Origin of the sequence: Micrococcus luteus, from assembly GCF_014138885.1 — a bacterium.
GTDB classification, from domain to species: Bacteria; Actinomycetota; Actinomycetes; order Actinomycetales; family Micrococcaceae; genus Micrococcus; species Micrococcus luteus.
Window position 1 is genome coordinate 1 of the sequence record NZ_JACJIK010000002.1, and the last position, 24,055, is coordinate 24,055.

The 24,055-nt window shown below is 69.9% G+C and carries 29 protein-coding genes, 1 pseudogene, 1 CRISPR repeat array and 1 other annotated feature; of the genes and pseudogenes, 25 read left to right on the forward strand and 5 right to left on the reverse strand.

Going from position 1 to position 24,055, the window contains the following annotated elements; genetic code table 11:
- The first annotated feature begins 541 nt into the window (after positions 1-541).
- From HDA34_RS11295 to HDA34_RS11360, 14 genes are all read left to right on the forward strand, one after another.
- Entirely contained in the window at positions 542-1,222 is a 681-nt protein-coding gene (locus HDA34_RS11295; RefSeq protein WP_134377205.1) for a hypothetical protein, read from the forward strand.
- Between the two features lie 256 nt (positions 1,223-1,478).
- Complete coding sequence (locus HDA34_RS11300; RefSeq protein ID WP_134377204.1) at positions 1,479-1,925, forward strand: hypothetical protein; 447 nt, start codon at positions 1,479-1,481, stop codon at positions 1,923-1,925.
- A gap of 268 nt (positions 1,926-2,193) precedes the next feature.
- The gene (locus tag HDA34_RS11305; RefSeq protein ID WP_134377203.1) at positions 2,194-2,892 is read left to right on the forward strand and encodes a hypothetical protein; all 699 of its coding nucleotides are present in this window, start codon (positions 2,194-2,196) and stop codon (positions 2,890-2,892) included.
- A 268-nt stretch (positions 2,893-3,160) separates the two neighbouring features.
- A complete protein-coding gene (locus HDA34_RS11310) occupies positions 3,161-3,883 on the forward strand; it encodes a hypothetical protein (RefSeq protein WP_134377202.1) in 723 nt (240 codons plus the stop codon).
- Positions 3,884-3,995: 112 nt separating this feature from the next.
- Positions 3,996-4,505, forward strand: a complete 510-nt coding sequence (locus HDA34_RS11315) for a hypothetical protein (protein WP_134377201.1) — start codon at positions 3,996-3,998, stop codon at positions 4,503-4,505.
- 125 nt (positions 4,506-4,630) lie between these two features.
- A complete protein-coding gene (locus HDA34_RS11320) occupies positions 4,631-5,638 on the forward strand; it encodes an IS481 family transposase (protein WP_182496721.1) in 1,008 nt (335 codons plus the stop codon).
- Positions 5,639-6,171: 533 nt separating this feature from the next.
- On the forward strand, positions 6,172-6,462 hold the full coding sequence (locus tag HDA34_RS11325; protein WP_087113805.1) for a hypothetical protein: 291 nt from the start codon (positions 6,172-6,174) through the stop codon (positions 6,460-6,462).
- A 191-nt stretch (positions 6,463-6,653) separates the two neighbouring features.
- Complete coding sequence (locus HDA34_RS11330; protein ID WP_134377199.1) at positions 6,654-6,884, forward strand: hypothetical protein; 231 nt, start codon at positions 6,654-6,656, stop codon at positions 6,882-6,884.
- Positions 6,885-7,037: 153 nt separating this feature from the next.
- Positions 7,038-7,688: a hypothetical protein gene (locus HDA34_RS11335; RefSeq protein ID WP_134377198.1), complete on the forward strand. Its 651-nt coding sequence runs from the start codon at positions 7,038-7,040 to the stop codon at positions 7,686-7,688.
- Positions 7,689-7,938: 250 nt separating this feature from the next.
- Positions 7,939-8,604: a hypothetical protein gene (locus HDA34_RS11340; protein WP_134377197.1), complete on the forward strand. Its 666-nt coding sequence runs from the start codon at positions 7,939-7,941 to the stop codon at positions 8,602-8,604.
- Positions 8,605-8,816: 212 nt separating this feature from the next.
- Positions 8,817-9,146 (forward strand): DUF3846 domain-containing protein, encoded by a 330-nt coding sequence (locus HDA34_RS11345; protein WP_087113810.1) that lies wholly within the window; start codon positions 8,817-8,819, stop codon positions 9,144-9,146.
- Positions 9,147-9,306: 160 nt separating this feature from the next.
- Positions 9,307-9,576: a hypothetical protein gene (locus HDA34_RS11350; RefSeq protein WP_031943817.1), complete on the forward strand. Its 270-nt coding sequence runs from the start codon at positions 9,307-9,309 to the stop codon at positions 9,574-9,576.
- Between the two features lie 79 nt (positions 9,577-9,655).
- Positions 9,656-9,925: a hypothetical protein gene (locus HDA34_RS11355; protein ID WP_087113811.1), complete on the forward strand. Its 270-nt coding sequence runs from the start codon at positions 9,656-9,658 to the stop codon at positions 9,923-9,925.
- 29 nt (positions 9,926-9,954) lie between these two features.
- Positions 9,955-10,506 carry a hypothetical protein gene (locus HDA34_RS11360; protein WP_069941830.1) on the forward strand — a complete coding sequence of 184 codons (552 nt, stop codon included), beginning with the start codon at positions 9,955-9,957 and terminating at the stop codon, positions 10,504-10,506.
- 149 nt (positions 10,507-10,655) lie between these two features.
- A CRISPR array of direct repeats spans positions 10,656-10,928; the repeat unit is 29 nt; unit sequence GGGCTCATCCCTGCGTGCGCGGGGCCTCC.
- A 1-nt stretch (position 10,929) separates the two neighbouring features.
- On the opposite strand, the gene HDA34_RS11365 is transcribed toward HDA34_RS11360, so the two are convergent.
- The 4 genes from HDA34_RS11365 to HDA34_RS11380 form a co-directional block, all read right to left on the reverse strand.
- A complete protein-coding gene (locus HDA34_RS11365; protein ID WP_087113812.1) occupies positions 10,930-12,591 on the reverse strand; it encodes an RNA-guided endonuclease InsQ/TnpB family protein in 1,662 nt (553 codons plus the stop codon).
- 82 nt (positions 12,592-12,673) lie between these two features.
- Entirely contained in the window at positions 12,674-13,306 is a 633-nt protein-coding gene (locus HDA34_RS11370; protein WP_233437077.1) for an HNH endonuclease family protein, read from the reverse strand.
- A 101-nt stretch (positions 13,307-13,407) separates the two neighbouring features.
- A complete protein-coding gene (locus HDA34_RS11375) occupies positions 13,408-13,857 on the reverse strand; it encodes a helix-turn-helix domain-containing protein (protein WP_049159095.1) in 450 nt (149 codons plus the stop codon).
- A 3-nt stretch (positions 13,858-13,860) separates the two neighbouring features.
- Positions 13,861-14,160 carry a hypothetical protein gene (locus tag HDA34_RS11380; RefSeq protein ID WP_031943823.1) on the reverse strand — a complete coding sequence of 100 codons (300 nt, stop codon included), beginning with the start codon at positions 14,158-14,160 and terminating at the stop codon, positions 13,861-13,863.
- A 311-nt stretch (positions 14,161-14,471) separates the two neighbouring features.
- On the opposite strand from HDA34_RS11380, the gene HDA34_RS11385 reads away from it, so the two are divergent.
- The 3 genes from HDA34_RS11385 (at position 14,472) to HDA34_RS11395 (ending at position 16,182) form a co-directional block, all read left to right on the forward strand.
- On the forward strand, positions 14,472-14,648 hold the full coding sequence (locus HDA34_RS11385) for a hypothetical protein (protein WP_160312128.1): 177 nt from the start codon (positions 14,472-14,474) through the stop codon (positions 14,646-14,648).
- Between the two features lie 152 nt (positions 14,649-14,800).
- Positions 14,801-15,061: a hypothetical protein gene (locus HDA34_RS11390; protein WP_087113814.1), complete on the forward strand. Its 261-nt coding sequence runs from the start codon at positions 14,801-14,803 to the stop codon at positions 15,059-15,061.
- A gap of 113 nt (positions 15,062-15,174) precedes the next feature.
- Positions 15,175-16,182 (forward strand): IS481 family transposase, encoded by a 1,008-nt coding sequence (locus HDA34_RS11395; RefSeq protein ID WP_182496722.1) that lies wholly within the window; start codon positions 15,175-15,177, stop codon positions 16,180-16,182.
- Here the strand turns inward: HDA34_RS11395 and HDA34_RS11400 are convergent.
- Positions 16,179-16,643, reverse strand: a complete 465-nt coding sequence (locus tag HDA34_RS11400; protein WP_069941825.1) for a hypothetical protein — start codon at positions 16,641-16,643, stop codon at positions 16,179-16,181. The genes HDA34_RS11395 and HDA34_RS11400 overlap by 4 nt on opposite strands.
- Before the next feature lie 414 nt (positions 16,644-17,057).
- Here HDA34_RS11400 and HDA34_RS11405 point away from each other — a divergent pair, with 414 nt between their 5' ends.
- The 8 genes and pseudogenes from HDA34_RS11405 to HDA34_RS11440 all read left to right on the forward strand — a co-directional run bounded on the left by HDA34_RS11405 (position 17,058) and on the right by HDA34_RS11440 (position 24,026).
- On the forward strand, positions 17,058-17,375 hold the full coding sequence (locus HDA34_RS11405; protein WP_166795229.1) for a transposase: 318 nt from the start codon (positions 17,058-17,060) through the stop codon (positions 17,373-17,375).
- Positions 17,336-17,464: a sequence feature (AL1L pseudoknot), on the forward strand. It overlaps the preceding gene by 40 nt.
- Positions 17,378-18,079: an IS3 family transposase gene (locus HDA34_RS11410; protein WP_166795230.1), complete on the forward strand. Its 702-nt coding sequence runs from the start codon at positions 17,378-17,380 to the stop codon at positions 18,077-18,079. It overlaps the preceding feature by 87 nt.
- Entirely contained in the window at positions 18,045-19,487 is a 1,443-nt protein-coding gene (locus tag HDA34_RS11415; RefSeq protein WP_445668755.1) for an IS30 family transposase, read from the forward strand. The genes HDA34_RS11410 and HDA34_RS11415 overlap by 35 nt, the downstream gene beginning before the upstream one ends.
- Positions 19,488-19,758: 271 nt before the next feature.
- Positions 19,759-21,102 carry an IS256-like element ISMlu11 family transposase gene (locus HDA34_RS11420; protein WP_012750929.1) on the forward strand — a complete coding sequence of 448 codons (1,344 nt, stop codon included), beginning with the start codon at positions 19,759-19,761 and terminating at the stop codon, positions 21,100-21,102.
- A 180-nt stretch (positions 21,103-21,282) separates the two neighbouring features.
- On the forward strand, positions 21,283-22,353 hold the full coding sequence (locus tag HDA34_RS11425; RefSeq protein WP_041103455.1) for an IS110 family RNA-guided transposase: 1,071 nt from the start codon (positions 21,283-21,285) through the stop codon (positions 22,351-22,353).
- A gap of 16 nt (positions 22,354-22,369) precedes the next feature.
- A pseudogene (locus HDA34_RS12080) lies at positions 22,370-22,585 on the forward strand (integrase core domain-containing protein); the annotation flags it as partial.
- Positions 22,586-22,719: 134 nt separating this feature from the next.
- Positions 22,720-23,094 carry an ArsR/SmtB family transcription factor gene (locus HDA34_RS11435; protein WP_041103453.1) on the forward strand — a complete coding sequence of 125 codons (375 nt, stop codon included), beginning with the start codon at positions 22,720-22,722 and terminating at the stop codon, positions 23,092-23,094.
- Positions 23,094-24,026, forward strand: a complete 933-nt coding sequence (locus tag HDA34_RS11440) for a cation diffusion facilitator family transporter (protein WP_041103451.1) — start codon at positions 23,094-23,096, stop codon at positions 24,024-24,026. The genes HDA34_RS11435 and HDA34_RS11440 overlap by 1 nt, the downstream gene beginning before the upstream one ends.
- The last annotated feature ends 29 nt before the right edge of the window (positions 24,027-24,055 follow it).

The following is a 24,055-nucleotide window of genomic DNA, read 5'->3' on the forward strand; positions in this document are numbered from 1 at the left end:
GGCCTCTAGCCCCCTGACGACGTGGTTCAACCCATACACATACACCGTCCTCTGCACAACACCTTCCGCGAGTCGCGGCCGAGCGCCGCACCCGTGGTGGGTTTGATCGAGGGAATTTCGGGACGTGTATCGCGGTCCCCGAGGAGCCGGAAGCAGCTCGATGCGCCGGCAGCTCAATCTCCACGATAACGGTTCCCCACGCGGCAGCGGTCGCGGGAACCCGCCCGCGCTCGCGGGCCAGGGGAGCACGACGGGGGCGGCGCGCACGCGCCGCCCCCGTTGTCACCCCTGGCCGCGAGCGCGGGCGGGTCCCGCGCCCGCTGCCGCGTGGGGACGTGTCGTGGAGATGAGCTGCCGGCTGCATCGAGCTGCTGCCGGCTCCCGGGGACCGCGACACGTCCCCGCCCTTCCCTCGACACCACCACGGGCGCGCCGGCCCGCGCTCGCGGATGGTGTTGTGCACGCGCCGGTGTATGTGTATGGTTGAACACGTCGCAGGGGGCATGAGGCCCCCGGCACCCCGACGGCCAAGGAGGCCCCCATGTCCAAGCACATCTATTCCGCCGGCTCCCTGCGCGCAGCCCTGCGCGCCGGCTCCCTCGCCGCCCGCGTCTCCCCCAACCGCGGCCCCGTCCACCTGGAGGTGCTCCCGGAGAACGCCCTGCGCGTGATCAGCACCCACGAGGACGCCTACGCCTGCGCCTACGCCGACTCCGACCGCCCGGCCCCCGCCGCGCTCGCGGGCCTGCCGCCGGTGGTGCTGTGCGTCCTTGACGTCTCCCAGCTGATGCGCCACCTGGACGCGCTCCCCCTGCCCGAGACCCCGGTCAACGTCACCGCCACCGCCGACCGCGTCCACGTCGACGTCGTCGGCGGCCGCGAGCGCTGGACGTTCGCCAACCTCGCCGCCCCCGGCGTGCCCACTCCCGCCATCCCCCAGGCCCCCGGCCCCGGCGTCGAGCTGCCCGCCCTGCCCGCGACCCTGGGCCTGCCCGGGCTGCTGATGGACGTGCTGAGCGGCGGCGGCCGCCTCCACGGCACCCGCTACCTGAGCCAGCGGATCCACGGCGTGCCCGGCGCACTGGACCTGATCGGCTGGAGCATCGGCACCTGGGCACACGGACGCGCCTACGTCGCCCCCCTGGACGGCTACACGCCGGCCGCCCGCGAGGCCGCCACCCTGGCCGACCGCGACAGCCTGGCCGCCCTGCCCGCCGCCTGACCGGCAGGCCGCGAGCGCGGGGGCTCCCGCGCTCGCGGCATCCCGGGGACGTGTCGTGGAGATGAGCTGCCGGCTGCATCGAGCTGCTGCCGGCTCCCGGGGACCGCGCCACGTCCCCGCCCGGCCCGCGTCACGACCACGGGCGCGTGGACCTGCGCTCGCGGGTGGTGTTGTACTTTTGCCATTGCGTGTGTATGGTTAGACACGTAGCGGGGGGCATGAGGCCCCCGGCACCCCGACCAAGGAGGCACCTCCGATGCCTGAGCACCACCTTCTCGACCTCGACTCCCTGCCCTCCGCCTTCGAGCCCTGCCCGGAGTGCGGCGACGTGATGTGCCAGCCCGACCCGTGGGGCGAGGACTGCGACGACCGCGCCCGGCGCCGCCAGGCCGTGGCCACTCTGGAGGACCAGCGCCGCCAGGCCCACGCCCTCGCGGCCCCCGCCGCCGCCGCGCGCGCCCGCTACAAGCGCCTGGCCCGCCGCGACGAGCCGCACCCCGACCTGGTCCCGGCCCTGGAGGAGGCCATCCGGCTGAGCTGCCAGCGGCGGGACCTGCTGGAGCGCATCGCCACCGACTCCGAGGCCCTGGCCCGCGCGAACACCGCCCACCCCAAGCACGCCGCCCTGGCCCAGAGGGCCGCCGACGACCGCGCCGCCGTGGAGGCCTGCCACGACGTGGACCGCCTGCGCCTGAGCCGCTGACCACCTCGCCAGCCCCCGGCGGCCGCGAGCGCGAGAGACCCCCGCGCTCGCGGCCGCCGGGGGACGTGTCGTGGAGATGAGCGGCCGGCTGCATCGAGCTGCTGCCGGCTCCCGGGGACCGCGACACGTCCCCGCCCTTCCCTCGACACCACCACGGGCGCGCCGGCCCGCGCTCGCGGATGGTGTTGTGCACGCGCCGGTGTATGTGTATGGTTGAACACGTCGCAGGGGGCATGAGGCCCCCGGCACCCCTTCCAAGGAGGCTCCCGTGAGCATCGTCAAGAACCCCACCACCACGATCCGATCCCTGCGCCAGGCCCTCCACGCGGCCCTGGCTCCGCTGGGTTGGGCCAGCGACCACGCCCGCACGCACGGGCGCATCTGGTTCGAGCTGACCGAGGCCGGCTACCGCATCACCGTCTGCCGGCCCCGGGAGTGGGCGCGCACCTACGCCCCCTGCGAGCCGGTCACCCACGGACAGGGCATGGCTCCGGTGGCCCTGTCCTTCCCGGACGCCCTGAACCTCAGCTACGAGCTGGACAGCCTGCCCGGGACCTACCCGGCACACCTGGACACGCGCGCCGGCTGCCTGTTCCTGAAGGTGCACGACCCGGACCGCCCCGGCCACGCCTACCGCCATCGCGTCTACCGCCCCGCCAACCCCGAGAGGGCCAGCGCCCCCGAGGGCCCGTTCCCCCTGCCGCAGGCGGACCAGCTGATCCCCTCTCCGGTCCCCACGCACGCGGGCACCCTCGCGTCCCTGCTGGGCGCAAGCGCCCGCCTGGCCTCCAGCCCCCGCCTCTACGCCGTCCCCGGTCAGCCGACCCTGACGGACTGGAGCATCGGCGATTGGGCCCACGGGCGGCTCTACACGCCCCCGCGCCACCGCACCCGCCCGCGCGACCTGGCCGACGAGCACGCCGGGCTCGCCGCCCGGCACGAGGCCTCCGCCCTCTTCCTGCCCTGATCCCCACCGCACCCCCGGCCCGGCCGTGCGCCCCGCGCTCGCGGTCGGGCCAGGGCGGGGCGGGGACGTGTCGCGGAGATGAGCTGCCGGCTGCATCGAGCTGCTGCCGGCGGCCGCCGTGGACCGCGACACGTCCCGGCCCTGACCGCGTCCCGTCCCCGCCGGCTGCTCTGCCGTGCGGGGGGGACATGCGGGGCCGATCGCGGCCTTATCCCCGGTAGATGCCCCCGGGCGCTGACCCCGGCGCCCCTACCGAGATGGAGTCCTCATGCCCACCCCCATCACCGCCCACCACACCGCCGCCGGAACTTGGCTCATCCCCGCGACCCCCGAGGGCCAGGATCTGCTGGACGCTGTCCATGCGGCCGCCCCGCCGACCAGACCGCTCTTGCACGACCTTCTGGCCCTGGTGGTGCCGCTCGTGGCGGCGTTGGCCTGGGTGGTGCTGGTCCCGCCCCTCACCGCCGCGTCCGCCACACCTCACCCTGACTCCGCCGGCCTGGCGATCAGCCGGGTCTTTGGGGCGGTGCTCACGGCCGCAGCTGGTCTGTTGCTGGCCCCTTCCATCCTGCGAGCGCAGGACCGGGCGCGGGCGGGACGGGCCCGCGTGAGGCTGGAGGAGTCCGGGCTCGCCGTGGAGGCCCCGCCCGTGCTCTGGGGCCAGACCCTGGAGCGGGAGCATCACTACCGCCAGACGCTCCAGCTCGCCGTCGCCCATGGCCGCGAGCGCCCGGAGGACCCCTTCTCCCCCGAGCGGATCGACTCCGCTCTGGCGAGCCTGCCCGACGTCGACGGCGTCCCGGCCCTGCGCGTGCTGTGGCACGCCGGCCAGCAAGGCACCGCCGAGGACGTCGCCCGCGCTCTGCTGGAGCGGCGCGCGGCTCAGGAGGCCGCGGCCGCCCGCGCGGCCCGCGCGGCCCGCGCGGCCCAGGAGGTGGGGCGCGCGCAGGCTCTCCACGCGGCCCACGACGCCGCTACCCATTCCCCCTGACCCCACACGCACGCCGCTCACGGATGGTATTGCATCCGCATGACTTGATGTGTATGGTTATACACATCGCAGGGGGCACGACGCCTCCAGCACCCCAACCCAGGAGGACTCCATGTTCACGTTCACCCGCTCTCACGTCACGGCCGCCCTCTGCCTGTCCGGCTGCCTCATCCTGTCCGGTTGCTCCAGCGACCCCCGAGACACTGGCGAGGAGGTGAACAGTGCCGTAGCCGGCACGCGCGCCATCCCTCAGTCGTGGATCAAAGTCGAGGAGGTCGTCGGGGCCCACGAGGTCCAGCGTCGCTACCTGACCGCGGATGCCCAGCCCGAAGATCAGCTGGTCCCGCTCGCCAACAAGGCAGGCTACGGGGTCACGCAGGAGCGACCCGTGGACGACCCCAGCCAGGGACGGCTCATCCTCAGTCGCCATGTCCCGGCGGGTGACTTCTTCTCCGGCCGGCAGGAGAGCACAACAACCCTGACCATTGGGGCCATCACCCCCGCCTCCCAGGACCCCACGTTGTGCCAGACCACCCCTGCCTCCCGCACGCTGTGCGAGCAGCGCGGCGTGGAGGAGGTCATGATCGTTCCGGTGACATTCGAGCGCATCACCAAGGACTGAGAAGCCCCCTAGATGTTGTGGGTCATGAGGTTCTTGCCACGGGGTACGGGCTGAGATGAGACGAGTGGGCCTCTCCCGCAGGATGGAAGTTCCTACACCACCGACCTGCCCGAGAAGACCCACTCATGACTCACGCTAACGCACCCCTGACCCCGACCGGCCGTCTCAGGATGGTCCACCGCCACCTGCACGACGGGATCCCGCAGGCACACGTGGCCGCCGAGTTCCGGGTGAGCCGGCCCACGGTGGCCACCTGGGTGGCCCGCTACCGCGCCGAGGGCGAGGCCGGGCTGCTCGACCGGCCCAGCCGTCCGCGCCGTTCACCTGCCCAGCTCGACCCCGAGGTGGTGGCCCAGATCCAGACCCTGCGTCGCAGGGAGAAGTGGTCAGCCCGCCGCATCCATCACCACCTCGTCTCTGAAGGCCACCAGCTGTGCCTGCGCACTGTGGGCAGGTGGCTGCACCGACTGGGCATCTCCCGGTTGCCAGACCTCGCGCCCACGGGTGAGGACCTGCGCCAACGACCCCAGAAGATCACCGCCCGCGGCCCGGGGCACATGGTGCACCTGGACGTGAAGAAGATCGGGAAGATCCCTGACGGGGGCGGCTGGCGTGCTCACGGACGTGAAAGTGAAGCAGGCCGTGCTTCCAAGCGTGGTGCCGGCCGGCGGGTCGGGTACACCTACCTGCACTCGGCGATCGACGGGTACACCCGCCTGGCGTACACCGAGGCGTTGGAGGATGAGAAGGCGGTGACCACGATCGGGTTCTTCTGCCGGGCCCGCGCGTTCTTCGCCGCCCACGGCATCACCGTGGACCGGGTGGTCACGGACAACGGGAACAACTACCGGGCCGTGGACTTCACCGCCAAGGTGGTCTCGCTCGGGGGCCGGCATCACCGGATCCGACCCTACACCCCGCGCCATAACGGGAAGGTCGAGCGGTACAACCGGCTGATGGTCGATGAGGTCCTCTACGCCCGCCCGTATACCTCAGAGCAAGCTCGGCGTGAGGCGCTGGCCGTGTGGGTGAACCACTACAACTACCATCGGCCTCATACCTCCTGCGGGAACGCCCCTCCGGCCTCGTTGGCACCGGCCCGAGTCAACAACGTCATGCCCTCCTACACCTAGACACACCGGCCCGCGAGCGTCTAATAGAAGCCACACCCCATCACCCCACCCAAGAAGGGCACCATGACCGCCACCACCTCCCCCCTACCCAAGGGCACCCGTGTTCGCGTCCACAGCGGCCTGCTCACCGCTCCACTGGAGTGCCACGTGATCGCCATTCTCGAACCCCTCCCACCCAAGCAACGCGCCCACCCCAACGCCTCCACCACACGGGAGACGACCACACACGAGCCAGCCACGCCCCCGGAGCCCCTGTACGCCCTTGGGCACATCCACCCTCGCCCATGGCCCTTCCCTCCGCGCATCACCCGACTGCACCACCTAGCCAGCCGCGACCTGCTCGAAGTGCTCGAACTGCCCCCCACCCGTTCCCGCTAACCACACCCGCACCCGTCCCCGCTCGCTCTACGACACCATCACGGGCGCACCGATCCACGCTCGCGGATACTGTTGTGCTGCCGCCGGTATACGTGTATGGTTGAACACGTCGCAGGGGGCACGAGGCCCCCGGCACCCCGACCAAGGAGACCGCCATGGATGACTACTGGGACCAGATCCGCATCACCGAGGCCATGCTGCGCCTGCACGAGCCCACCACCGCCCAGGGCGTCATCGACGTCCTGCACCAGTACGACCCCCACGGTCCCGGCTCTGTCGGCGACGCGTTCTACTCCGGCGCCAACGCCGACCACACCCTCTCCGGCGCGCTGGCCGATGCCGGATGGACCGTGAGCGAGTACGAAGCCCACTACGCCTACACCCTCACCAGCCCCGACGGCCGCGAGCGCCTGCGCTACATCGAGGGCGACGTCTACATCGCCTGACCCACCCCGGGCGGGCCGCCACCTGGCGGCCCGCCCGGCTGGAGGACGAGAAGGCTGAGGGCGCCGGCCCGGACGAGGCCCGCGACGCCGCCGATGACGCCTACCTGGAGATCCTCGAGCTGCACCCGGGCCTGCGGGAGATCACCTTCGGCCTGCCGGCGGATCTGGACCCGGCGACCCCGGGCGCGGACATGATCCGGGCCGCCGAGCACTTGCGCGCGCTGGCCCTGCGCCTGCCCGAGTGGGCCATCCACCGGGCCTTCTGCATGCTCCACCGTCGGGCCACGGTCACCGCCACCGCTGCCGGCTTCGAGCTGCACCAGACCCTGGTCGGCGGCGACGACGTCCACGAGGAGACCACCACGACCGCGCGCGACCCGCGCGCCGACGCTACCGCCCTGCTGGAGGTCCTGGGCCTCTGAGCCGGCCCGCGCTCGCGGGCCGAGATCCTGGGGGGACGTGTCGCGGAGATTCGCTGCGCTCCAGTGTTGCACCCACCCCCCCAGGGTGTGTATGGTTAGACACATCGCAGGGGGCACGAGGCCCCCCGCACCCCGAGGCCAAGGAGGCCCCCGATGTCCCAGCTGCTCTACCGCCCCGCCACCCTCGCCCGCGCGCTCTACGCCGGCTCCCAGGCCGCCCGCGCGGCCGCCACAGACACGGACCCCGACGCCGGCGGCGTGGGCCTGGTCCTCCAGCCAGACGGCTCCCTGCGGATCTACTCCGCGGCAGGGGAGAGCTTCTCCCGCGCCTACGCAGACCCGGCCCCGCGCACGGACACCGGCGACGAGGCCTCGCTCGCAGTGCTCTCGCTCCACGGCACCCAGACCCTGCTGGCCCGCCTGGCCGAACTCGACGACACCTACGAGACCGTGGAGCTGCGCGCCGACGCCGTCGGCATCTACCTGGTGCGCGACCTCTGGGTGATCTTCGCCTCCGCCAGCAACAAGGCCGACACGCTCTCCCCGGTGGACACGCTCGCCGTTCGTCCGCGCGACATGGCCGGCCCGGTGCCCCCGAGCACCCCGGACGGCGCCGTCCCCGGCCCCCTGTGGGGGCTCCACGCCGGCCTGTGCCTGGACCTGCTCACGGGCGGGCCGGCCATGGGCCCCGAGGACAGCCTCGACGCCTGGGCCGTCCGCGAGCGCGACGATCTGCTGGCCTGGCACCTGGGCGACTGGGCGCTGGGCCGCACGCACGCCGCCCACGTGAGCCCGCGCGGCTGACCGGCACCCGTCCCCGCCGGCCTCGCGCCGGCGGGGACGGGGGGACGTGTCGCGGAGACGAGCTGCCGGCTCCATGGAGCTGCCGCCGGCTGCCGGGGACCGCGACACGTCCCCGCCCGCTCCGCGTCACCACCAGGGGCGCGCCGATCCGCGCTCGCGGATGATGTTGTGCAGTCGCCGTTGCATGTGTATGGTTGGACACGTCGCAGGGGGCATGAGGCCCCCAGCACCCCTTCCAAGGAGGAGCCCCATGGGCATCATCACCACCGCCGACCACCTGTACCGAGCCCTGGACCTGGCCGCCTGGCCCACCCGCCTGCCCGCCACCCACACCCCCGGCACCCCGACGCCCGCGGTGATCCTGCGCGCCCGCCAGCAGTGCCTGGAGCTGACCGGCTCCGATGGCACCCACACCTCCCGCGCCGGCGCCCGCGCCCTCGACGTCAGCACCGGCCCCCTCGAGTCTGGGGCCATGCTGCGCGCCGACCAGGCCCACCACCTCATCAAGACCCTGCGCGCCCTGCCCGAGCGCACCCTGCACCCGGTGGCCGTGGAGGCCGACGACGAGCTGGTCTACCTCCACCTGGCCGACTCGACCCTGCGCCTGCCCAACATCGCCGCCACCGTCCGCCCGCCCGTGGTGGACCCCGCGCTGATCGACCCGGACGTGCTGATCACCTGCCGATGCCTGGACACCCACGTCCCCGCCGGAGTCCTCGCCGAGCTGACCCGCACCGCCCACCGTCACCGCCGCCTCGGTCCCCTGCGCCTGCTCGCCGGCGGCCGCCCCGGCTACCTCGGATGGGACCTCAGCGGCTGGGCCCACGGCATGATGCGCCAGGACCCCGCCGAGGCCGTCAGCACCCACCAGCCCCCCTTCCATCTGCCCGAGTCCATCCTGAACCCCGCCCGCTGACCCCTGCCCGCCCGCGAGCGCGGGGCCCACCCTGGCCCCGCGCTCGCGGCACGCCGGGGACGTGTCGCGGAGATGCGGGGCCGGCTGCATCCGTGGCACAGCCGGCGGCTGATGCGACGCAGGGTGTTGCACATCCGCCCGCGTATGTGTATGGTTAGACACATCAGCAGGGATCACCCGGATCCCCGCACCCCATAGAAGGGACAGCCATCATGGCCAACGCAATTCTGATCACCCCCACCGGCGACGTCACCGAGGAGCAGGTCAACGGCCTGGAGGACTTCCAGCGGCACGTCGGCGGCTACGTGGAGGCCCTGTCCTCCGACGATGGCGACCACACCATCTGGCTCAACGAGGAGGGCAAGATCGCCGGCCTGCCGGTCAACTCCAAGGGTCACCGGATCGTCCACGAGCTGACCATCCTCGCCCCGGACGACGTCATCGTCGGCCCGGTGCTGATCACCGGCGACCTGGCCGACGACGGGGAGACCTACCTGCCCCCCACCAAGGCTCTGCGCGAGCGGCTCGGCCTCGACGACTGAGCCCCACGGGCGGGCGGGCCCCGCGGCCCGCCCGCCCCGGCCGCGCCGGGGCCACCCACGAATCCCACGCCCCTGTTGCGCTGTCACTCTTGCGCGTGTATGGTTATACACATCAGCAGGGGTCACCCGGACCCCCGCACCCCCGACGAAAGGGACTCCGATGACCAAGGCCACGATGATCCACCCCGACGGCACCACCGCCGACGTCGAGCTCCACACCATCCCCGCCGACGTCGACCGCCTGCTGGGCGCCACCGCTGAGGTCTACAACCCCGGCGACTACGACGGCATGGACGGCGACTGGTCGCTCTGGGCCGACGCCCGCCACAGTTCCTCCCGCCCGTTCAACTCCACGGCCACCGAGATGATCCACGACGCCGGCTTCGACGCCCGCGAGATCATCACCGGCCCCGTCCTGGTGATCCGCTGATCCTCCCCCGCCCTCCCGCCACACCGGCGGGAGGGCGGGCAGGATGACCATCACGACCTCCACGCCCCCAGGAGACCCCATGCCCCTGAGCGCCCGCTCCCGCATCCTGATCACCCCCCACGGCTCCGAGGAGTCCTTCGAGGGCACCGTCGGCGGCCTGATCCGCCACGTCCGCCACGCCGACCCGTCCGCGATCACCGCGCTGGAGCAGTCTCTGCACCGCGCCTGCCGCCTCCCCGACACCGGCGACGTCCGCGAGGCGAGCCTGGAGCACAACCTCGCGGTCCTCACCGCGGCCGACCTCGAGCGCTTGGAGCCCGGGGCCACCATCACCATCCTGGACGCCTGATCCGCCCCGCACCGAAGGAGACCCCCCTGATGCGCACCCGCCCCCTGATCCTGCTCCCCCTGGCCCTGGCCGGCCTCGCCCTCCAGGGGTGCACCGCCACACCTGCTCCTGCCCCGTCGACGAGCGCGAGCGCGGCCCCCACGGCAGCCGCGAGCAGCACCACGGCACCCACTGCGGCCGCCAGCTCGGCCACCCCCACGACACGTCCCTCCAGCTCGGCCCCCGCCAAGCCCGTGGACGTGCAGATCCGCATCCAGTGGATCCCCCGCGACGGCACCACCACCACGGCAGCCCGCGGCGGCGTGAACCTCTTCGTGGGCGGCACCGGCGCGGACACCCACACCAAAGAGACCATCCCCGCCGAGCCCGCCGGCACCACCCCCCTGACCCTGCGCACCCAGGCCAAGCCCGGTGAAAAGATCCAGGTGATCGCCAACGTCCCACAGCTGCCCGCCGCCGGCGACCTGCACTGCGAGATCATCGCCGACGGCACCACCGCCCCCCTGGACGCCCAGACCGGCGACCCCAAGGGCATGCCCATGGTCCAGTGCGAGGCCACCGTCCCCGAGCCCACCAGCTGAGCATCCCGCGGACACCGCGACACGTCCCCGCAGCACCTCCACGACACCCGCAGCTGCCACGAGCACTGGCTGGCGTCTAGGAAGGACCGGGGACCAGCCCAGATCCCTACGACAGCTCAACCCAGGAGCCGTGAATGCCCCCGGGAGTCTGGCTCATCCCTGCGTGCGCGGGGCTTCCTGTGGTCACCAAGGGGGCCTAGACGGGGGGTAGGGCTCATCCCTGCGTGCGCGGGGCTTCCTGGGAATGGTATCGGCCATGTCAGTTCTCCTTGGGCTCATCCCTGCGTGCGCGGGGCCTCCTCGAACAGCGGGATCTCCGCACGCGTCAGCTGGGGCTCATCCCTGCGTGCGCGGGGCCTCCGTGTGCAGTACGCCGTGGGCGACTGCTGCGCCGGGCTCATCCCTGCGTGCGCGGGGCCTCCACTACCTGGCCAGGGCGGATGCTCCGCGCTCTGCGCTTTCCCCTTCGGTTGAGGGGGGTTGGGATGACCAGCCAGTTGCCCGGCTGGACATGCCCACACCCTGGGGTGCGGGCTTGACGCTTCCACGCCCCTGCCCCGCGGCCCCGCCAGATGGCGGGCCCGAGACAGCAGCTCCACGTCCGTTTCGACTCTCCCGACGGCCTCGGGCGAGCTCGACCCCTGCTCCACGCTCCTCCTGCACAGCCCACGCCCGGATGTTGATCGCGGCGTTCACGTCGCGGTCGATCACCAGGTGGCAGGCCTCGCACTCGAAGGTCCGCTCGGCCAGGGACAGCGTGGATTTGACTGTCCCGCAGCGCGAGCACGCCTTCGAGGAGGGCGCGAATCGGTCGATCATCTTCACCTGGGACCCTGCCCAGGAGGTCTTGTAGTCCAGCTGCCGGCGCAGCATCCCCAGCCCGGCATCCAGGATCGCCCGGTTCAACCCGGACTTGGCGGCCACGTTCCTACCCGGCGCCTCGAGCGTCCCGCGGGCCGAACGGGTCATCCCCGCCACGTTCAGGTCCTCCAGGGCGACCACCGCGAAGTCCGTCGCCAGTCTCGTGGACACCTGATGCAGCAGCCCCGCCCGACGTAGGGCGATCCCGTGATGGAGTGCCGCGATCTGCCGGCGCACGCGCTCGCGGCGGTTCGAGCCGGGCTGGGTGCGGGCGTAGGCGCGCTGGAGGCGGGTCAGGCGGGCGGCCTGGCGGGCACCGGGGCGGCCGTTGTCGATGACCTCGCCGGTGGAGAGGGCGGCCAGGTGCTTGACGCCCAGATCCACGCCGACGGCGCCGTTGGCGCGCTGGCGACGGCTGGGCCCGGTCCGGATGGGGGTGGGGTCGGCAACGAGGATCGAGGCGTACCACCGTCCGCCAGCCTGGGAGATGGTCATGGACCGGATCTGGGCGCCGCGGCGGCAGGCGCGGACCAGGCGGCTGGTCTTGTCGTAGGTGCGGATGGTCCCCAGGGAGGCCAGGCGCAGGTGCCGGTGGTCGGTGATCACCCCGCGGCGGGGCTCGCCGCGCTTGTAGGGGGTGCCCGCGGCGCCGATGACCTCGGGGGCGGGGATGGTGAAGCTGTCCCGGGACCGGCCCTTCTTCTTGAACCGCGGCAGGCCGACGCGTGCACCGGCGCGCGTGCCGGAGGCGGAGGCCATCCAGTTCTCGGTGGCCTTCGCGGCGTTCTGGAGGCCGGAGACCAGGACGCGGCGGGGCACGGTGTGCATCCAGGGCTCGGCGTATCGCTCGTCGGTCCATGCTTCGGCCGGGTCGGCACCGGCGGCGATCGCGGCGGCGGCCTCACGGTGGCGGCGGATCAGCGGGGTCAGGTGGGCCGTGGAGTACGACTGGTAGCTGGCCACGCGGAGGGTGGGGTCGGCGGCGCGCTCGGCCTTCATGCGCGCGGCCAGCTCGGGGCCGGCCAGCCCGCTCTCGGCCAGCTCGGTGCGACGGGCGGCACCGGCGGCCAGGGCGGCCCGGTTGTGGGCGATGAGCATGTTGTAGGCCACGCGCGCGGCGCCGGCGTACTGGGCCAGCAGGGTGGCCTGGGCGGGGTTGGGGTCCAGGCGGTGCTTGAACGCGCGCAGCCTCGGGGCCAGGGCGGTACCCGTGGTAGTCGTCATCGCTCACACCTCCTCCTGCGCCAGCATCGTCCATCCGTTCAGGGGCATGGTCACCCACCCCCCGGACACGTTACGGCCTCGCTCACCCAGCCGGGCAGGAGGCCAACACCCTGCGCATCGCCGCGCGCTCGCGCTCGGTGACGCTCAGCCCCCACTTGGCCTTCACCACCACCTGGTGCTCCACGAGCTCACATCGGCCCGCAACGGTGTCCGGCAGCCAGTCCGCCGCGGTCGCATCCGACTTCGAGGTGTTCGCCGGCCCATCCACGGCCAGCAGATTCGCCGGGTCGTTGGCGAACGCCGTGCGCTGGGACTCGTCCCACGCCCACGCCCCGGAGGCCCAGGCATCGGCAAGGGAGACCGTGTGGTCGATATGCACGGCCTGGGAGTCCTGGGAGGAGAAGGGGATCGTAGCGCCGCTGTAGGGGTCCACGAGCTGGCCGGAAAGCACCTTGCACCCCCGCGTGCCGGGCTTGATCTGCACCTGTGTCAGGTCGCGCCGCAGCACGTCGTTGCGGGTGTCACAGCCGTTGCGGTCCACGTCCGCCCAGCGCTGGCCGAACGCGTCTCGCGTGTAGGCGCTGGCCGGTGCCGCGGAGGTCAGGGCCAGCTGCTCGAGCTGGCCCCCGACCGGGCCGGCCGCCGGCGTCGGGGACGTGTCGCCGAGTGAGGGCAACTCCACTCCGCTGGGCAGCGCCACCTTGGGAAGCTTCACCTCTGGCACCTGGACCCCCTGCACATGTCCACCCCCGACGGCGCCAGCCACACCCAGAGCAGCCACCACGGCGACGACGCTCGAGACCCATCGACGCACGCTCACGAGCCCGCCCCCTCACGCTCCTGCGGAGTAGGCACAGCCTCGATCACGGCGTGCAGCCCATGGCTCACCCGCAGCCGGCGCGCGGCCTCGGCGGTGGCCGCCCGGTGCAGCTCCACGGGAATCACCTCGATGCCATCACCCATGTCCGGCTCCTCCATCTCCGGCAACCACCTGTAGAAGGAACCGCGGGAAGCGTAGGTCAACATCAGCGCGGCACCGGCCTGCTCATGCACGCGCAAGGTCTCGGCGATCAGCTCCTCCACGAGGCGCTCGCGGTAGTCCTCCAGGCGGGTCATGGCCGAGTCGATCCAGGACCAGTCCCGCGGCGGGTTCTTGCCGAACTCCCAGCGGGTGATGCTCTTCTCCGCGACACCCAGGGTGTCGGCGAGGGCGTCGCGGGACAGACCGAGGGCCTCTCGGCGGCACTTCAGCTCGATAGCGTTCATGGCTCAGCCCTCCGCCTTCTGGTCGGCCGGCTCGTCCTGGTCGGTCACGCCGTACTCCTGACGCAGGGCCTCCTCCTCGAGGCGCAGGCGGGTGATGGCCTTCATCAGGGGCTCGCGACGGGTGTGCAGCTCGTTGTTGGCGGCGTCCTCCCAGCTGTCCAGGGTCCAGCCGGCGCCCTGGATCTTGCTGACCATGACGGCATCGGGGGCGCGCAGGTCGTTCTTGATGCGGGTCCAGGTGGAGGGCGAGGTGAAGCCGGCTTGCCGAGCCATCTCGTTGACGGAGTAGTAGAAGGTGGTCATGGGGGCGCTCTCTCAATCTGGAGGCGACAGAATCACCTCACGTAGGTCTAGCGATACACGTCAAACCATACGCGTCATGCCATACACCCGCAACCCTTATCCACAACCTTCCCTCCCCGTCACCACTGCCCCTGCTACGGTTTGCACAGGTCGAACGTGAGCCCATCCCGTAGGGCCTGCGACTTAGAAGCCCTCCTGGCCATCCCCCCTCCGCGCCGGGAGGGCTTCGCTCTGCCTGGCGCCCAGAAGGGACATCACGGCCGCGCGACGGCCTTATCCACGGTGAAGGACACCCGCGGATCGGAGGAGCCATGAGCATCGAGGTCGAGCACCTGGAGGCCGCCCTGGCCGAGGCCAGCGAGGTGGTGACAGACAGCGAGCGCGCGCATGCGAGCACCGCAGCCTGTCATTGGTGGCACTGCTGCCAGGTGCTGCGGCGGTTCATCGACACCCCGGACGCCTTCCCGCCGGCGGCGCTGGTCGCCTAGACTGGACCCCAGAAGCGCCCCGCTTTCCCGTTGATCTGACAGTCGCAGGAACCTCGCGGGGCGCTTTCGCGCGTCCAGAGCTTGTTGCCCTCCACTTGCCAGCCCACCTAGTATGTTGACGTCAGATCAACGTAAGGGTGGAGGTGTCCCTGATGATCCAGGTGTCCTGGCAAGGGCGGATGACCACGTCCCTGCCGAGCACAGATTCCGAGGTGGCCCGCTGGGTCGCCCACGACCGCCCCGAGATGGTGTGCGCCCAGACCGCCGACGGCACCGCCTACCGGCCCGACGCCGCTCAGGTCCTCGCGTTCATGCAAGCCCAGGCCCACCTGGCCCAGATGCTGCGCTTCCAGTACGCCGCCGCCCACGGGCTGGTGCCCGCGCACGCAGGCGCCCTGCTGACCGCGCCCTAGTTGTTGTGGGTCATGAGGTTCTTGACATGGGTACCGGGCTGAGATGAGACGAGTGGGCCTCTCCCGCAGGATGGAAGTTCCTACACCACCGACCTGCCAGAAGAGACCCGCTCATGACTCACGCTAACGCACCCCTGACTCCCACCGGCCGTCTCAGGATGGTCCACCGCCACCTGCACGACGGGATCCCGCAGGCGCACGTGGCCGCCGAGTTCCGGGTGAGCCGGCCCACGGTGGCCACTTGGGTCGCCCGCTACCGCGCCCAGGGAGAAGCCGGCCTTCAGGACCTGCCCAGCCGGCCGCACCGTTCACCTGCCCAGCTCGATCCGGTCTTGGTCGCCCAGATCCACGCCCTGCGGCGGGAGCGCAAGTGGTCCGCACGGCGCATCCATCACTACCTCGTCTCCGAGGGCCACCGGGTGTGTCTTCGTACCGTGGGACGGTGGCTGCACCGACTCGGGATCTCCCGCCTACGGGACCTGACCCCGGCCGGAGAAGACCTGCGCCAACGACCCCAGAAGATCACCGCGAGAGGGCCGGGGCACATGGTGCACCTGGATGTGAAGAAGATCGGGAAGATCCCAGACGGGGGCGGCTGGCGCACCCACGGACGTGAAAGTGAAGCAGGCCGTGCTTCCAAGCGCGGGCCTGGCCGGCGGGTCGGCTACACCTACCTGCACTCGGCGATCGACGGGTACACCCGCCTGGCCTACACCGAGGCGTTGGAGGACGAGCGGGCGGCCACGACCGTGAGCTTCTACTGCCGGGCGCGGGCGTTCTTCGCCGCCCACGGCATCACCGTGGACCGGGTGATCACGGACAACGGGAACAACTATCGGGCTGCGGACTTCACCGCGAAGGTGGTCTCGCTCGGGGGCCGGCACCACCGGATCCGCCCCTACACCCCGCGCCATAACGGGAAGGTGGAGAGGTACAACCGGCTGATGGTCGATGAGGTCCTCTACGCCCGCCCCTACACCTCAGAGCAAGCTCGGCGTGAGGCCCTGCAGGTGTGGGTGAACCACTACAACTACCATCGGCCTCATACCTCCTGCGGAGACGCTCCTCCGGCCTCACTGGCACCGACCCGAGTCAACAACGTCATGCCCTCCTACACCTAGTCCCGCCACTTCTGCGGAATGGCATCCACCATCATCTCTCGAAAGGTCTCGGGAGCGTCTGCCTGGCCCCTCATGGTTGCCTTGTCCTGCACTACCACCGCGACGAGCAGAAACAACGGAGTGAGAGTACTGAGGATGTAGCCCGGAGCAGACCACATCTCCGCCGCAAGGCCCATCACCAGTAGCCACAGAGACCCGTAAAGGATCGTCGCCCATGCGGACCACGGAAACCGCTTCCATCCCGTAGGGCGAAGACTCGCCAGCACCCGCAAGCTGGTTGCCGCCAAGACCGCAAGGACAGCAGACTCCTTTACCCATGCAGGCTCGTCGGCGGTCGCGCCAGCCGCCGCCAGCAGAGCACCCCCCGCCGTTATCACGGAGGCCAACAACGTGATAACCGCCGCTCTGTATCTCCCCTTCCTCGCCCACTTCTCTTGCAGCTCCTTCGCACGAGCAGCCACCACATCATCGGGCAGTGGGTCAGCGGGCCGTGGTGCTCGATCTTGGGCAACCACAGCGCGGAAAGCAGCCACCACCCCGCACACCCCCAGCACCCAATCGACCACGTTCAGCGATCCACTCCTGCGCCCCGGTGCGCGCGACATCCTCAGCACCCCCTCTCGAGGACGCGGGCGTGTAGGGGCGTCTGCCCGGGATCCAGCACCGCGTGTTCAAGACCCGTGCTCTCGGTCATGGTCGTTCTCCGTTCAGGTAGTTCGGCGCCGTCTCAGTCGTCCTCGCCGTGCAGGTAAAAGCGCAACACGCCCACGATTCGCTTGTGGATCTCAGGGGTGGCCGTGACAGACATGGGTACGAACACAAGTGAATCGCCCCGGGTCTGGTGGAGGCTCTGATCCAACGGAAGGATGCAGAGCATGCCAGCACCACGGAAGTACCCCGACGAGCTCCGCGAACGCGCCACGCGGATGACTCTGGAAGCCCGTCAAGACCCCGCCACGAGGACCGGAGCGTTCCGCCGTGTGGGAGAACAGCTCGGGATCAATCCCGAGACGCTGCGCAACTGGGTCCGCCAAACCGAGATCGACCACGGCCACCGCCCCGGGATCACGACCAGCGAGGCCGCCCGGGTGGCCGAGCTGGAGAAGGAGAACCGTGAACTGCGGCGGGCGAACGCGATCCTGCGCTCGGCGTCGGCTTTCTTCGCGGCGGAGCTCGACCGCCCACAGCGCTGATCGTGGACTATATCGACGAACACAAGCACGAGTTCGGTGTCGAGCCGATCTGCACCACGCTCTCCGCAGCAGGCACGCAGATCGCACCGAGCACGTATTACGCGGCCAAGACGCGCCCTCCTTCAGCGCGCAGCCTGCGCGATGAGCAGGTGCTCGTTGAGATCCGGCGGGTGCATGAGGCCAACTACGGGGTCTACGGGGCCCGAAAGGTCCACGCGCAACTGCGGCGGGAGGGCCTGCAGGTGGCCAGGTGCACGGTGGAGCGGCTCATGCGAGCCGCAGGCCTGCGCGGGATCAGCCGCGCGAAGGGCCCGAGGACCACGGTCCCAGGCCGCGGCCCGGATGAGCGTCAGGACCTGGTGCAGCGCGACTTCACCGCGGCGGCTCCGAACCAGCTGTGGGTCGCTGACATCACCTACTGCCGCACTTTCAGCGGATGGGTGTACGCCGCGTTCATCATCGACGTGTTCTCCCGACGGGTGCTGGGCTGGCAGCTGTCGAAGTCGCTGCGCACGGACCTGGCCCTGGACGCGTTGGAGATGGCGTTCTGGACGCGTCAGCGTGCAGGCCAAGACGTGGCCGGGCTACGGCATCACAGCGATAAAGGAGTCCAGGGTGGATTCAATCGGTCGTCGCAACACCCTCTCGGAATCACTGGAGGTATGGGCGATGGCAAGCAAGGACTGGGCGAGGAAGATCAGTGACGTGCCCGAGGGGACACGTCGGCAGTGGAGAGCGGATCGGGCCTTGCGGGCCCCGATGCGCTCTCCTGGCAGGCCGCAGCCCTCACGGGAGGTCCAACGCCAGTTCTGGCGTGTGATCGCCACCGGTGTCACCACGGTCGAGGCATCCCTGACTGTGGGCGTGTCCTGGCCCGTCGGGGCGCGCTGGTTCCGTCACGCTGGCGGGATGACCCCGCTGTCCTTAGCCGAGCCCACCGGCCGGTATCTGTCCTTCGCTGAGCGTGAGGAGCTCGCGATCCTCCATGCCCAGGGCCAGGGGGTCCGTCAGATCGCACGCACGCTGGGACGTGATCCCGGCACGATCAGCCGTGAGCTGCGCCGTAACTGCGCCACTCGTTCCGGGAAGCAGGAGTACCGGGCCACGGTGGCGCAGTGGAAGGCCCAGGAAGCTGCCAGGCGGCCCAAGCCGGCGAAGCTGGCCACGAACCAGCGACTGCACGACTACGTCCAGGCACGCCTGAACGGGGTGGTCCTGGGCCCCGATGGCGTGGCCGTGCCGGGACCGGTCGGGCCCGGTTTCAAGGGGCGGAAGATGAAACCGCGCCGGGCGGACCGGCGGTGGTCCACGGCGTGGAGCCCTGAGCAGATCAGCCACCGGCTGCGCCTGGAGTTCCCGGATGATGTGTCCATGCGGATCTCTCATGAAGCGATCTATCAGTCCCTGTTCATCCAGGGGCGTGGGGCGCTCAAGCGTGAACTCGTCGGGTGCCTACGTACCGGGCGGGCTCTGCGCGAGCCGCGGGCACGTACCCGGAACAAGCCCCAGGGCCACGTCACCGAGGACGTGGTGTTCAGCAAGCGCCCACCCGAGGCCGCTGATCGTGCTGTGCCCGGGCACTGGGAAGGGGACCTGATCATCGGGACCGAGCGTTCAGCGATCGGGACTCTGGCCGAGCGCAAGAGCCGGGCCACGATCCTGGTCCACTTGCCCCGCCTGGAGGGATGGGGTGAGCGGCCGCCGGTGAAGAACGGGCCGTCGCTGGGTGGGTACGGGGCCGAGGCGATGACCGCGGCCCTGATCAAGGCGATGGCGACGGTGCCGGAGCAGCTGCGTCAGAGCTTGACGTGGGATCGGGGCAAGGAGCTGGCCGGGCATGTCCAGTTCACGATGGCCACGGGCACGAAGGTGTTCTTCGCTGACCCCCACTCGCCGTGGCAGCGGCCGACGAACGAGAACACGAACGGGGTGCTGCGGCAGTACTTCCCCAAGGGCACGGACCTGTCGAGATGGTCGGCCGAGGACCTCGCAGCAGTCGCGTACACGCTGAACAACAGGCCCAGGAAGGTCCTGGACTGGAAGACTCCCGCGGAGGTCTTCGCCGAGCAGCTACGCTCGCTCTCAACGCACGGTGTTGCAACGACCGGTTGAACCCGCCCAGTACGTCGCCGTGCGATACACCCAGCGGCTCGCCCAGGCCGGCGCAGTCGCCTCAGTCGGCTCGACGGGGGACTCGTATGACTGTCAGTCTCTGAGGGCCGGATTCCGCGAGGATGAGGAAGTCCTGGCCGTGGTGCTCTGACCCATCTCTACGATTGACCCACATGGTGTCTTGGCGTTGATCTGTCGGGCCCGCGGCCGGGCAGGGCGTGTCAGATGGTCTGTGTAAGCCGTACCGAGAGGAACGGTAAGAATCATGACCATGATCGACGAGAAGAACCCAGGCGAGCCCTCGGGCCAGGACCTGGTCGAGCAGCTGAAAGCCTCAGGGCAGCTTGATGCCCTGTTCGCGCAGATCGACGCGGGCGGCGTCGAGCTCACCGGTGACGGCGGGTTCGTGCCCGCGCTGGTCAAGGCCGCGCTCGAGCGGGGCCTGCAGGCCGAGCTGACCAGCCATCTGGGCTACGAGAAGGGCTCGAGCGAGGCGCCGAAGCACGCCAACTCCCGCAACGGGACCACCCCGAAGACCGTGGAGTCCGAGGTCGGGCCGATCGAGCTGGACGTCCCGCGAGACCGGGGCGGGTCGTTCACCCCGCGCCTGGTGCCCAAGGGCCAGCGGCGCCTCGGGGGCCTGGATGACATGATCATCAGCCTCTATGCCGGCGGAATGACGATCCGGGACATCCAGCACCACCTGGCCTCCACGATCGGCACGGACCTGTCGCACGAGACGATCTCCAACATCACCGACGCCGTGAGCGAAGAGGTCCTGGCGTGGCAGTCGCGGCCGCTGGAGGAGTTCTATCCGGTGATCTATCTCGACGCAATCCGGATCAAGATCCGAGAGAACAGCCAGGTCCTCAACCGTGCCGCCTACATCGCCGTCGGCGTGGACCTCGAGGGCATCAAGCACGTGCTGGGGATCTGGGTCCAGGACACCGAGGGCTCGGCGTTCTGGGCCCACGTCTGCGCCGATCTCGCCAACCGGGGCGTGCAGGACGTGCTGATCGTGTGCTGCGACGGGCTCAAGGGCCTGCCGGAGGCGATCGAGGCGACGTGGCCGGACTCGATGGTCCAGACCTGCGTGGTTCACCTGATCCGGGCCGCGATGCGGTTCGTGGCCTACCAGGACCGCAAGAAGGTCGCCGCCGCGCTGAAGCCGATCTACACCGCCCCCAACGAAGAGACCGCGAGGAAGGCGCTGGCCGAGTTCGAGGCCTCCGAGCTCGGCACGAAGTACCCGTCTGCAGCCGCGACCTGGGCGAACTCCTGGGAGCGGTTCATCCCGTTCCTGCAGTTCCCACCCATGCTCCGCAAGGTCATCTACACGACCAACAGCATCGAGTCGCTGAACTTCCAGCTACGGAAGGTGACCAAGAACCGCGGCCACTTCCCCTCGACCGAGGCGGCGGTGAAGCTGCTCTGGCTGGCGATCTGCAACATCGAAGACAAACGCGCCGCCGAACGCGCTCGGGACCGGGGCAAACCCGCCGGCCAGCGCAAAGCCCAGGGCCGGCTCGTCGAAGGCCAGGCCGTCACGAACTGGAAGCAGGCCCTCGCCCAGCTCGCCGCGGCCTACCCCGACCGGATCAACCCCTACCTGTGACCACCCCGCTTACACAGACAAGTTGACACGCCCGCCGGGCACGTACGACCACTGCCGCCGGTCCGGGCGTGACCTGATAGGAGCCTGGAGCATTTTCGTGACCGTGTCCCCGTGACAGTCCTGTCCGCCCACCGGCGTCGGTGCCGCCCCCGCACCCGTAGCCGAAGGACAGCCTCGTACATGAGCCAGATCGCCCCCACCCGTTCCGGTCACGTCGTGATCGGCGTGGACACCCACAAGCACATCCACGTGGCCGCCGTCATGGACTCGATCGGTGGGATTCTCGCGACCGGCACGATCGCCACCGACCGTGCCGGTTACCAGCAGCTACTGGAATGGGCCGCGGACTACGGCACCATCATCGCGTTCGGCATCGAGGGCACAGGCTCCTACGGGGCTGGTCTGGCCTCGTACATCCGTCGCCAGGGGCACAAGGTCGTGGAAGTCTCGCGCCCAGACCGACGCCTGCGTCGGTTGAACGGGAAGTCCGACACCTTGGACGCTGAGAACGCGGCCCGCGCAGTCCTCGCGGGTTTCGCTACCGCCACGCCCAAGAGCGCCGACGGGAGCGTGGAAATGATCCGTCAGCTCAAAGTCGCTCACGACACTGCGGTCAAAGACCGCTCTGCAGCGATGATCACGTTGAAGGCGATGCTCGTGCACGCCGAAGAAAATCTACGCAAGGTACTGCAGGGGAAGACGCAGAAGATGATCGCCCGCCGCTGCGCTTCCCTGCGCCCCCGCGCGCTGAGCACGCCGGAGGAGGCCAATCGTCATGTGCTCCGGTCGCTGGCCAGGCGGTGGCTGTCGTTAAACGAGGAGATCCTCGAGCTCGAGGCCATGATCAAGGGGCTCGTGATCGCGCGTGCGCCGCACCTGCTCGACCAGTTCGGGATCGGCGTGGACACGGCAGCGGAGATCCTCATCGTGGCCGGGGACAATCCCGAACGGATCAAGAGCGAGGCAGCATTCGCCAAGCTCGCCGGCATCAGCCCCGTGCCTACAGGCTCAGGGATGAGCAGCGGAAAACATCGGATCAATCATGGCGGTCACCGTCAGCTGAACGCAGCCATCTACAGGACAGTCATCGTGCGGATGCGCTTCCATGAGCCCACGATCGCCTACGTGGCACGACGCACCGCGGAGGGCAAGTCCAAGCGAGACATCATTCGCTGCCTCAAGAGGTACGTGATCCGCGAGGTATACCACCTCGTGAAGACCAACCCTCGCACCGGTCAGATCGCGAGTTGACAACTATAGGAGCATCAACGCCCTGGCCGAGAGCGTGAACGGGCTCTACAAGGCCGAACTCATCCACTCCAAGCGGATCTGGGAGTCCGTGTAGGCGGTGGAGCTGGCCACCATGGGGTGGGTGCACTGGTGGAACACCACCCGCCTCCACGAGACCCTCGGCTACCGCACTCCCGCAGAAGTTGAGACGGCCTACACTCACGACCAGGATTCAGCGCCCGTTGCGTCCTGACCTCGGAACGAAACCCAGGGCGCTTCACATCGAGTGTATCGACGTGCCACGAGCGACCCCTTCGCGCGTCTATCAGGATCGACTCGTCCCGTCCCACCCCTTTACGGAACCCCAAATGGCGATATCATCGCCATATGACGATTGATGCGATCCCGGCCGAGCCTCAGTTCGAGGTGGCAGACAGTCATGCCGCGCTCTTCCATGCCCTCGCCGAACCCACACGCTTGGCTCTCCTCCAGCACCTCTCGACCGGTGAGCACCGAGTTCGCGACCTTGTCGAACACATGCACCTTGCCCAGTCGACCGTCAGCAAGCATCTCTCGTGCCTGCGCGACTGCGGTCTGGTCACCGCGCGCACTGAAGGCCGCGCTTCCTGGTTCACCCTCGCCGATCTGCCCCGACTAAAGGGCCTGCTCGAGGTGGCGGACGACCTGCTCGACACCTCCGGGACCACCCTCTCCCTGAAGAACCACCGCGATCACGAGAACCTCGAGGACGGGGACCTCTGATGAGCTCAGGACACGACCATTCGCACGGCGGCAGCGGGTCGAGCACCGCCCGGACGCGACTCGCCATCGCCTTCGCCATCACCTCCGTCATCGTGCTCGCGCAAGCGATCGGGAGCGTCGTCACCGGAAGTCTTGCCCTGCTCACGGACACGGCGCACGCCCTCGTCGACGCCTCCGGACTGCTGGTCGCGCTGATCGCGGCGACCATGATGTTGCGCCCGGCCAGCAGCAGCCGAACCTGGGGATTCGCTCGCATCGAGGTACTGGCAGCCTTGGCCCAGGCCACGCTCCTGATCGTGGTCGGCACCTACACCGCCGTCGAGGGTATCTCGCGACTAACCGACCCCCCGGACGTCCCCTCAGGAGAGCTGCTCATCTTCGGTGTGATCGGCCTGGTCGCGAACATCGCCGCGATCCTCATCCTGGCCGGAGGCAAGGACTCGAGCCTCAACATGCGTGCCGCGTTCCTCGAGGTTCTCAATGACGCTCTCGGTTCGCTCGGCGTGATCACGGCCGCGATCGTGATCCAGCTGACCGGATTCCAACAGGCCGATGCACTGGCTGGTTTGTTCATCGCCGCGCTGATCGTGCCTCGGGCGTTCCGCATCATGGCCGAAACACTGCGGATCCTCATGGAGTACACCCCGAAGGGAGTGGATCTCGATCAGGTGCGCGAGCACATCCTCGCTCTCGACCACGTCCAGGACGTCCACGACCTGCACGCCTCAGCGATCGGGAGCAATCTGCCGATCTTCTCGGCTCACGTCGTCGTCGGGGAGGAGTGCTTCGAATCAGCCCACGCACTGCGGATCCTCGAAGAGGTCCATGTCTGCGTCAGGACGCACTTCCCGATCGCGTTCGAGCACGCCACGATCCAACTGGAGAGCCCGTCGGTGCATCGAGGTGAATCCGAACGTCCCTTGCACACTTAGCGCCCACGGATCCGCACTCCTCCTAACCG

Coding starts and splice junctions, on each gene's coding strand:
- HDA34_RS11295 (WP_134377205.1), top strand. CDS start 542: ATGTCCAAGCACATCTATTCCGCCGGCTCCCTGCGCGCAGCCCTGCGC.
- HDA34_RS11300 (WP_134377204.1), top strand. CDS start 1,479: ATGCCTGAGCACCACCTTCTCGACCTCGACTCCCTGCCCTCCGCCTTC.
- HDA34_RS11310 (WP_134377202.1), top strand. CDS start 3,161: ATGCCCACCCCCATCACCGCCCACCACACCGCCGCCGGAACTTGGCTC.
- HDA34_RS11315 (WP_134377201.1), top strand. CDS start 3,996: ATGTTCACGTTCACCCGCTCTCACGTCACGGCCGCCCTCTGCCTGTCC.
- HDA34_RS11320 (WP_182496721.1), top strand. CDS start 4,631: ATGACTCACGCTAACGCACCCCTGACCCCGACCGGCCGTCTCAGGATG.
- HDA34_RS11325 (WP_087113805.1), top strand. CDS start 6,172: ATGGATGACTACTGGGACCAGATCCGCATCACCGAGGCCATGCTGCGC.
- HDA34_RS11330 (WP_134377199.1), top strand. CDS start 6,654: ATGATCCGGGCCGCCGAGCACTTGCGCGCGCTGGCCCTGCGCCTGCCC.
- HDA34_RS11335 (WP_134377198.1), top strand. CDS start 7,038: ATGTCCCAGCTGCTCTACCGCCCCGCCACCCTCGCCCGCGCGCTCTAC.
- HDA34_RS11340 (WP_134377197.1), top strand. CDS start 7,939: ATGGGCATCATCACCACCGCCGACCACCTGTACCGAGCCCTGGACCTG.
- HDA34_RS11345 (WP_087113810.1), top strand. CDS start 8,817: ATGGCCAACGCAATTCTGATCACCCCCACCGGCGACGTCACCGAGGAG.
- HDA34_RS11350 (WP_031943817.1), top strand. CDS start 9,307: ATGACCAAGGCCACGATGATCCACCCCGACGGCACCACCGCCGACGTC.
- HDA34_RS11355 (WP_087113811.1), top strand. CDS start 9,656: ATGCCCCTGAGCGCCCGCTCCCGCATCCTGATCACCCCCCACGGCTCC.
- HDA34_RS11360 (WP_069941830.1), top strand. CDS start 9,955: ATGCGCACCCGCCCCCTGATCCTGCTCCCCCTGGCCCTGGCCGGCCTC.
- HDA34_RS11365 (WP_087113812.1), bottom strand. CDS start 12,591: ATGACGACTACCACGGGTACCGCCCTGGCCCCGAGGCTGCGCGCGTTC.
- HDA34_RS11375 (WP_049159095.1), bottom strand. CDS start 13,857: ATGAACGCTATCGAGCTGAAGTGCCGCCGAGAGGCCCTCGGTCTGTCC.
- HDA34_RS11380 (WP_031943823.1), bottom strand. CDS start 14,160: ATGACCACCTTCTACTACTCCGTCAACGAGATGGCTCGGCAAGCCGGC.
- HDA34_RS11385 (WP_160312128.1), top strand. CDS start 14,472: ATGAGCATCGAGGTCGAGCACCTGGAGGCCGCCCTGGCCGAGGCCAGC.
- HDA34_RS11390 (WP_087113814.1), top strand. CDS start 14,801: ATGATCCAGGTGTCCTGGCAAGGGCGGATGACCACGTCCCTGCCGAGC.
- HDA34_RS11395 (WP_182496722.1), top strand. CDS start 15,175: ATGACTCACGCTAACGCACCCCTGACTCCCACCGGCCGTCTCAGGATG.
- HDA34_RS11405 (WP_166795229.1), top strand. CDS start 17,058: ATGCCAGCACCACGGAAGTACCCCGACGAGCTCCGCGAACGCGCCACG.
- HDA34_RS11415 (WP_445668755.1), top strand. CDS start 18,045: ATGGCAAGCAAGGACTGGGCGAGGAAGATCAGTGACGTGCCCGAGGGG.
- HDA34_RS11420 (WP_012750929.1), top strand. CDS start 19,759: ATGATCGACGAGAAGAACCCAGGCGAGCCCTCGGGCCAGGACCTGGTC.
- HDA34_RS11425 (WP_041103455.1), top strand. CDS start 21,283: ATGAGCCAGATCGCCCCCACCCGTTCCGGTCACGTCGTGATCGGCGTG.
- HDA34_RS11435 (WP_041103453.1), top strand. CDS start 22,720: ATGACGATTGATGCGATCCCGGCCGAGCCTCAGTTCGAGGTGGCAGAC.
- HDA34_RS11440 (WP_041103451.1), top strand. CDS start 23,094: ATGAGCTCAGGACACGACCATTCGCACGGCGGCAGCGGGTCGAGCACC.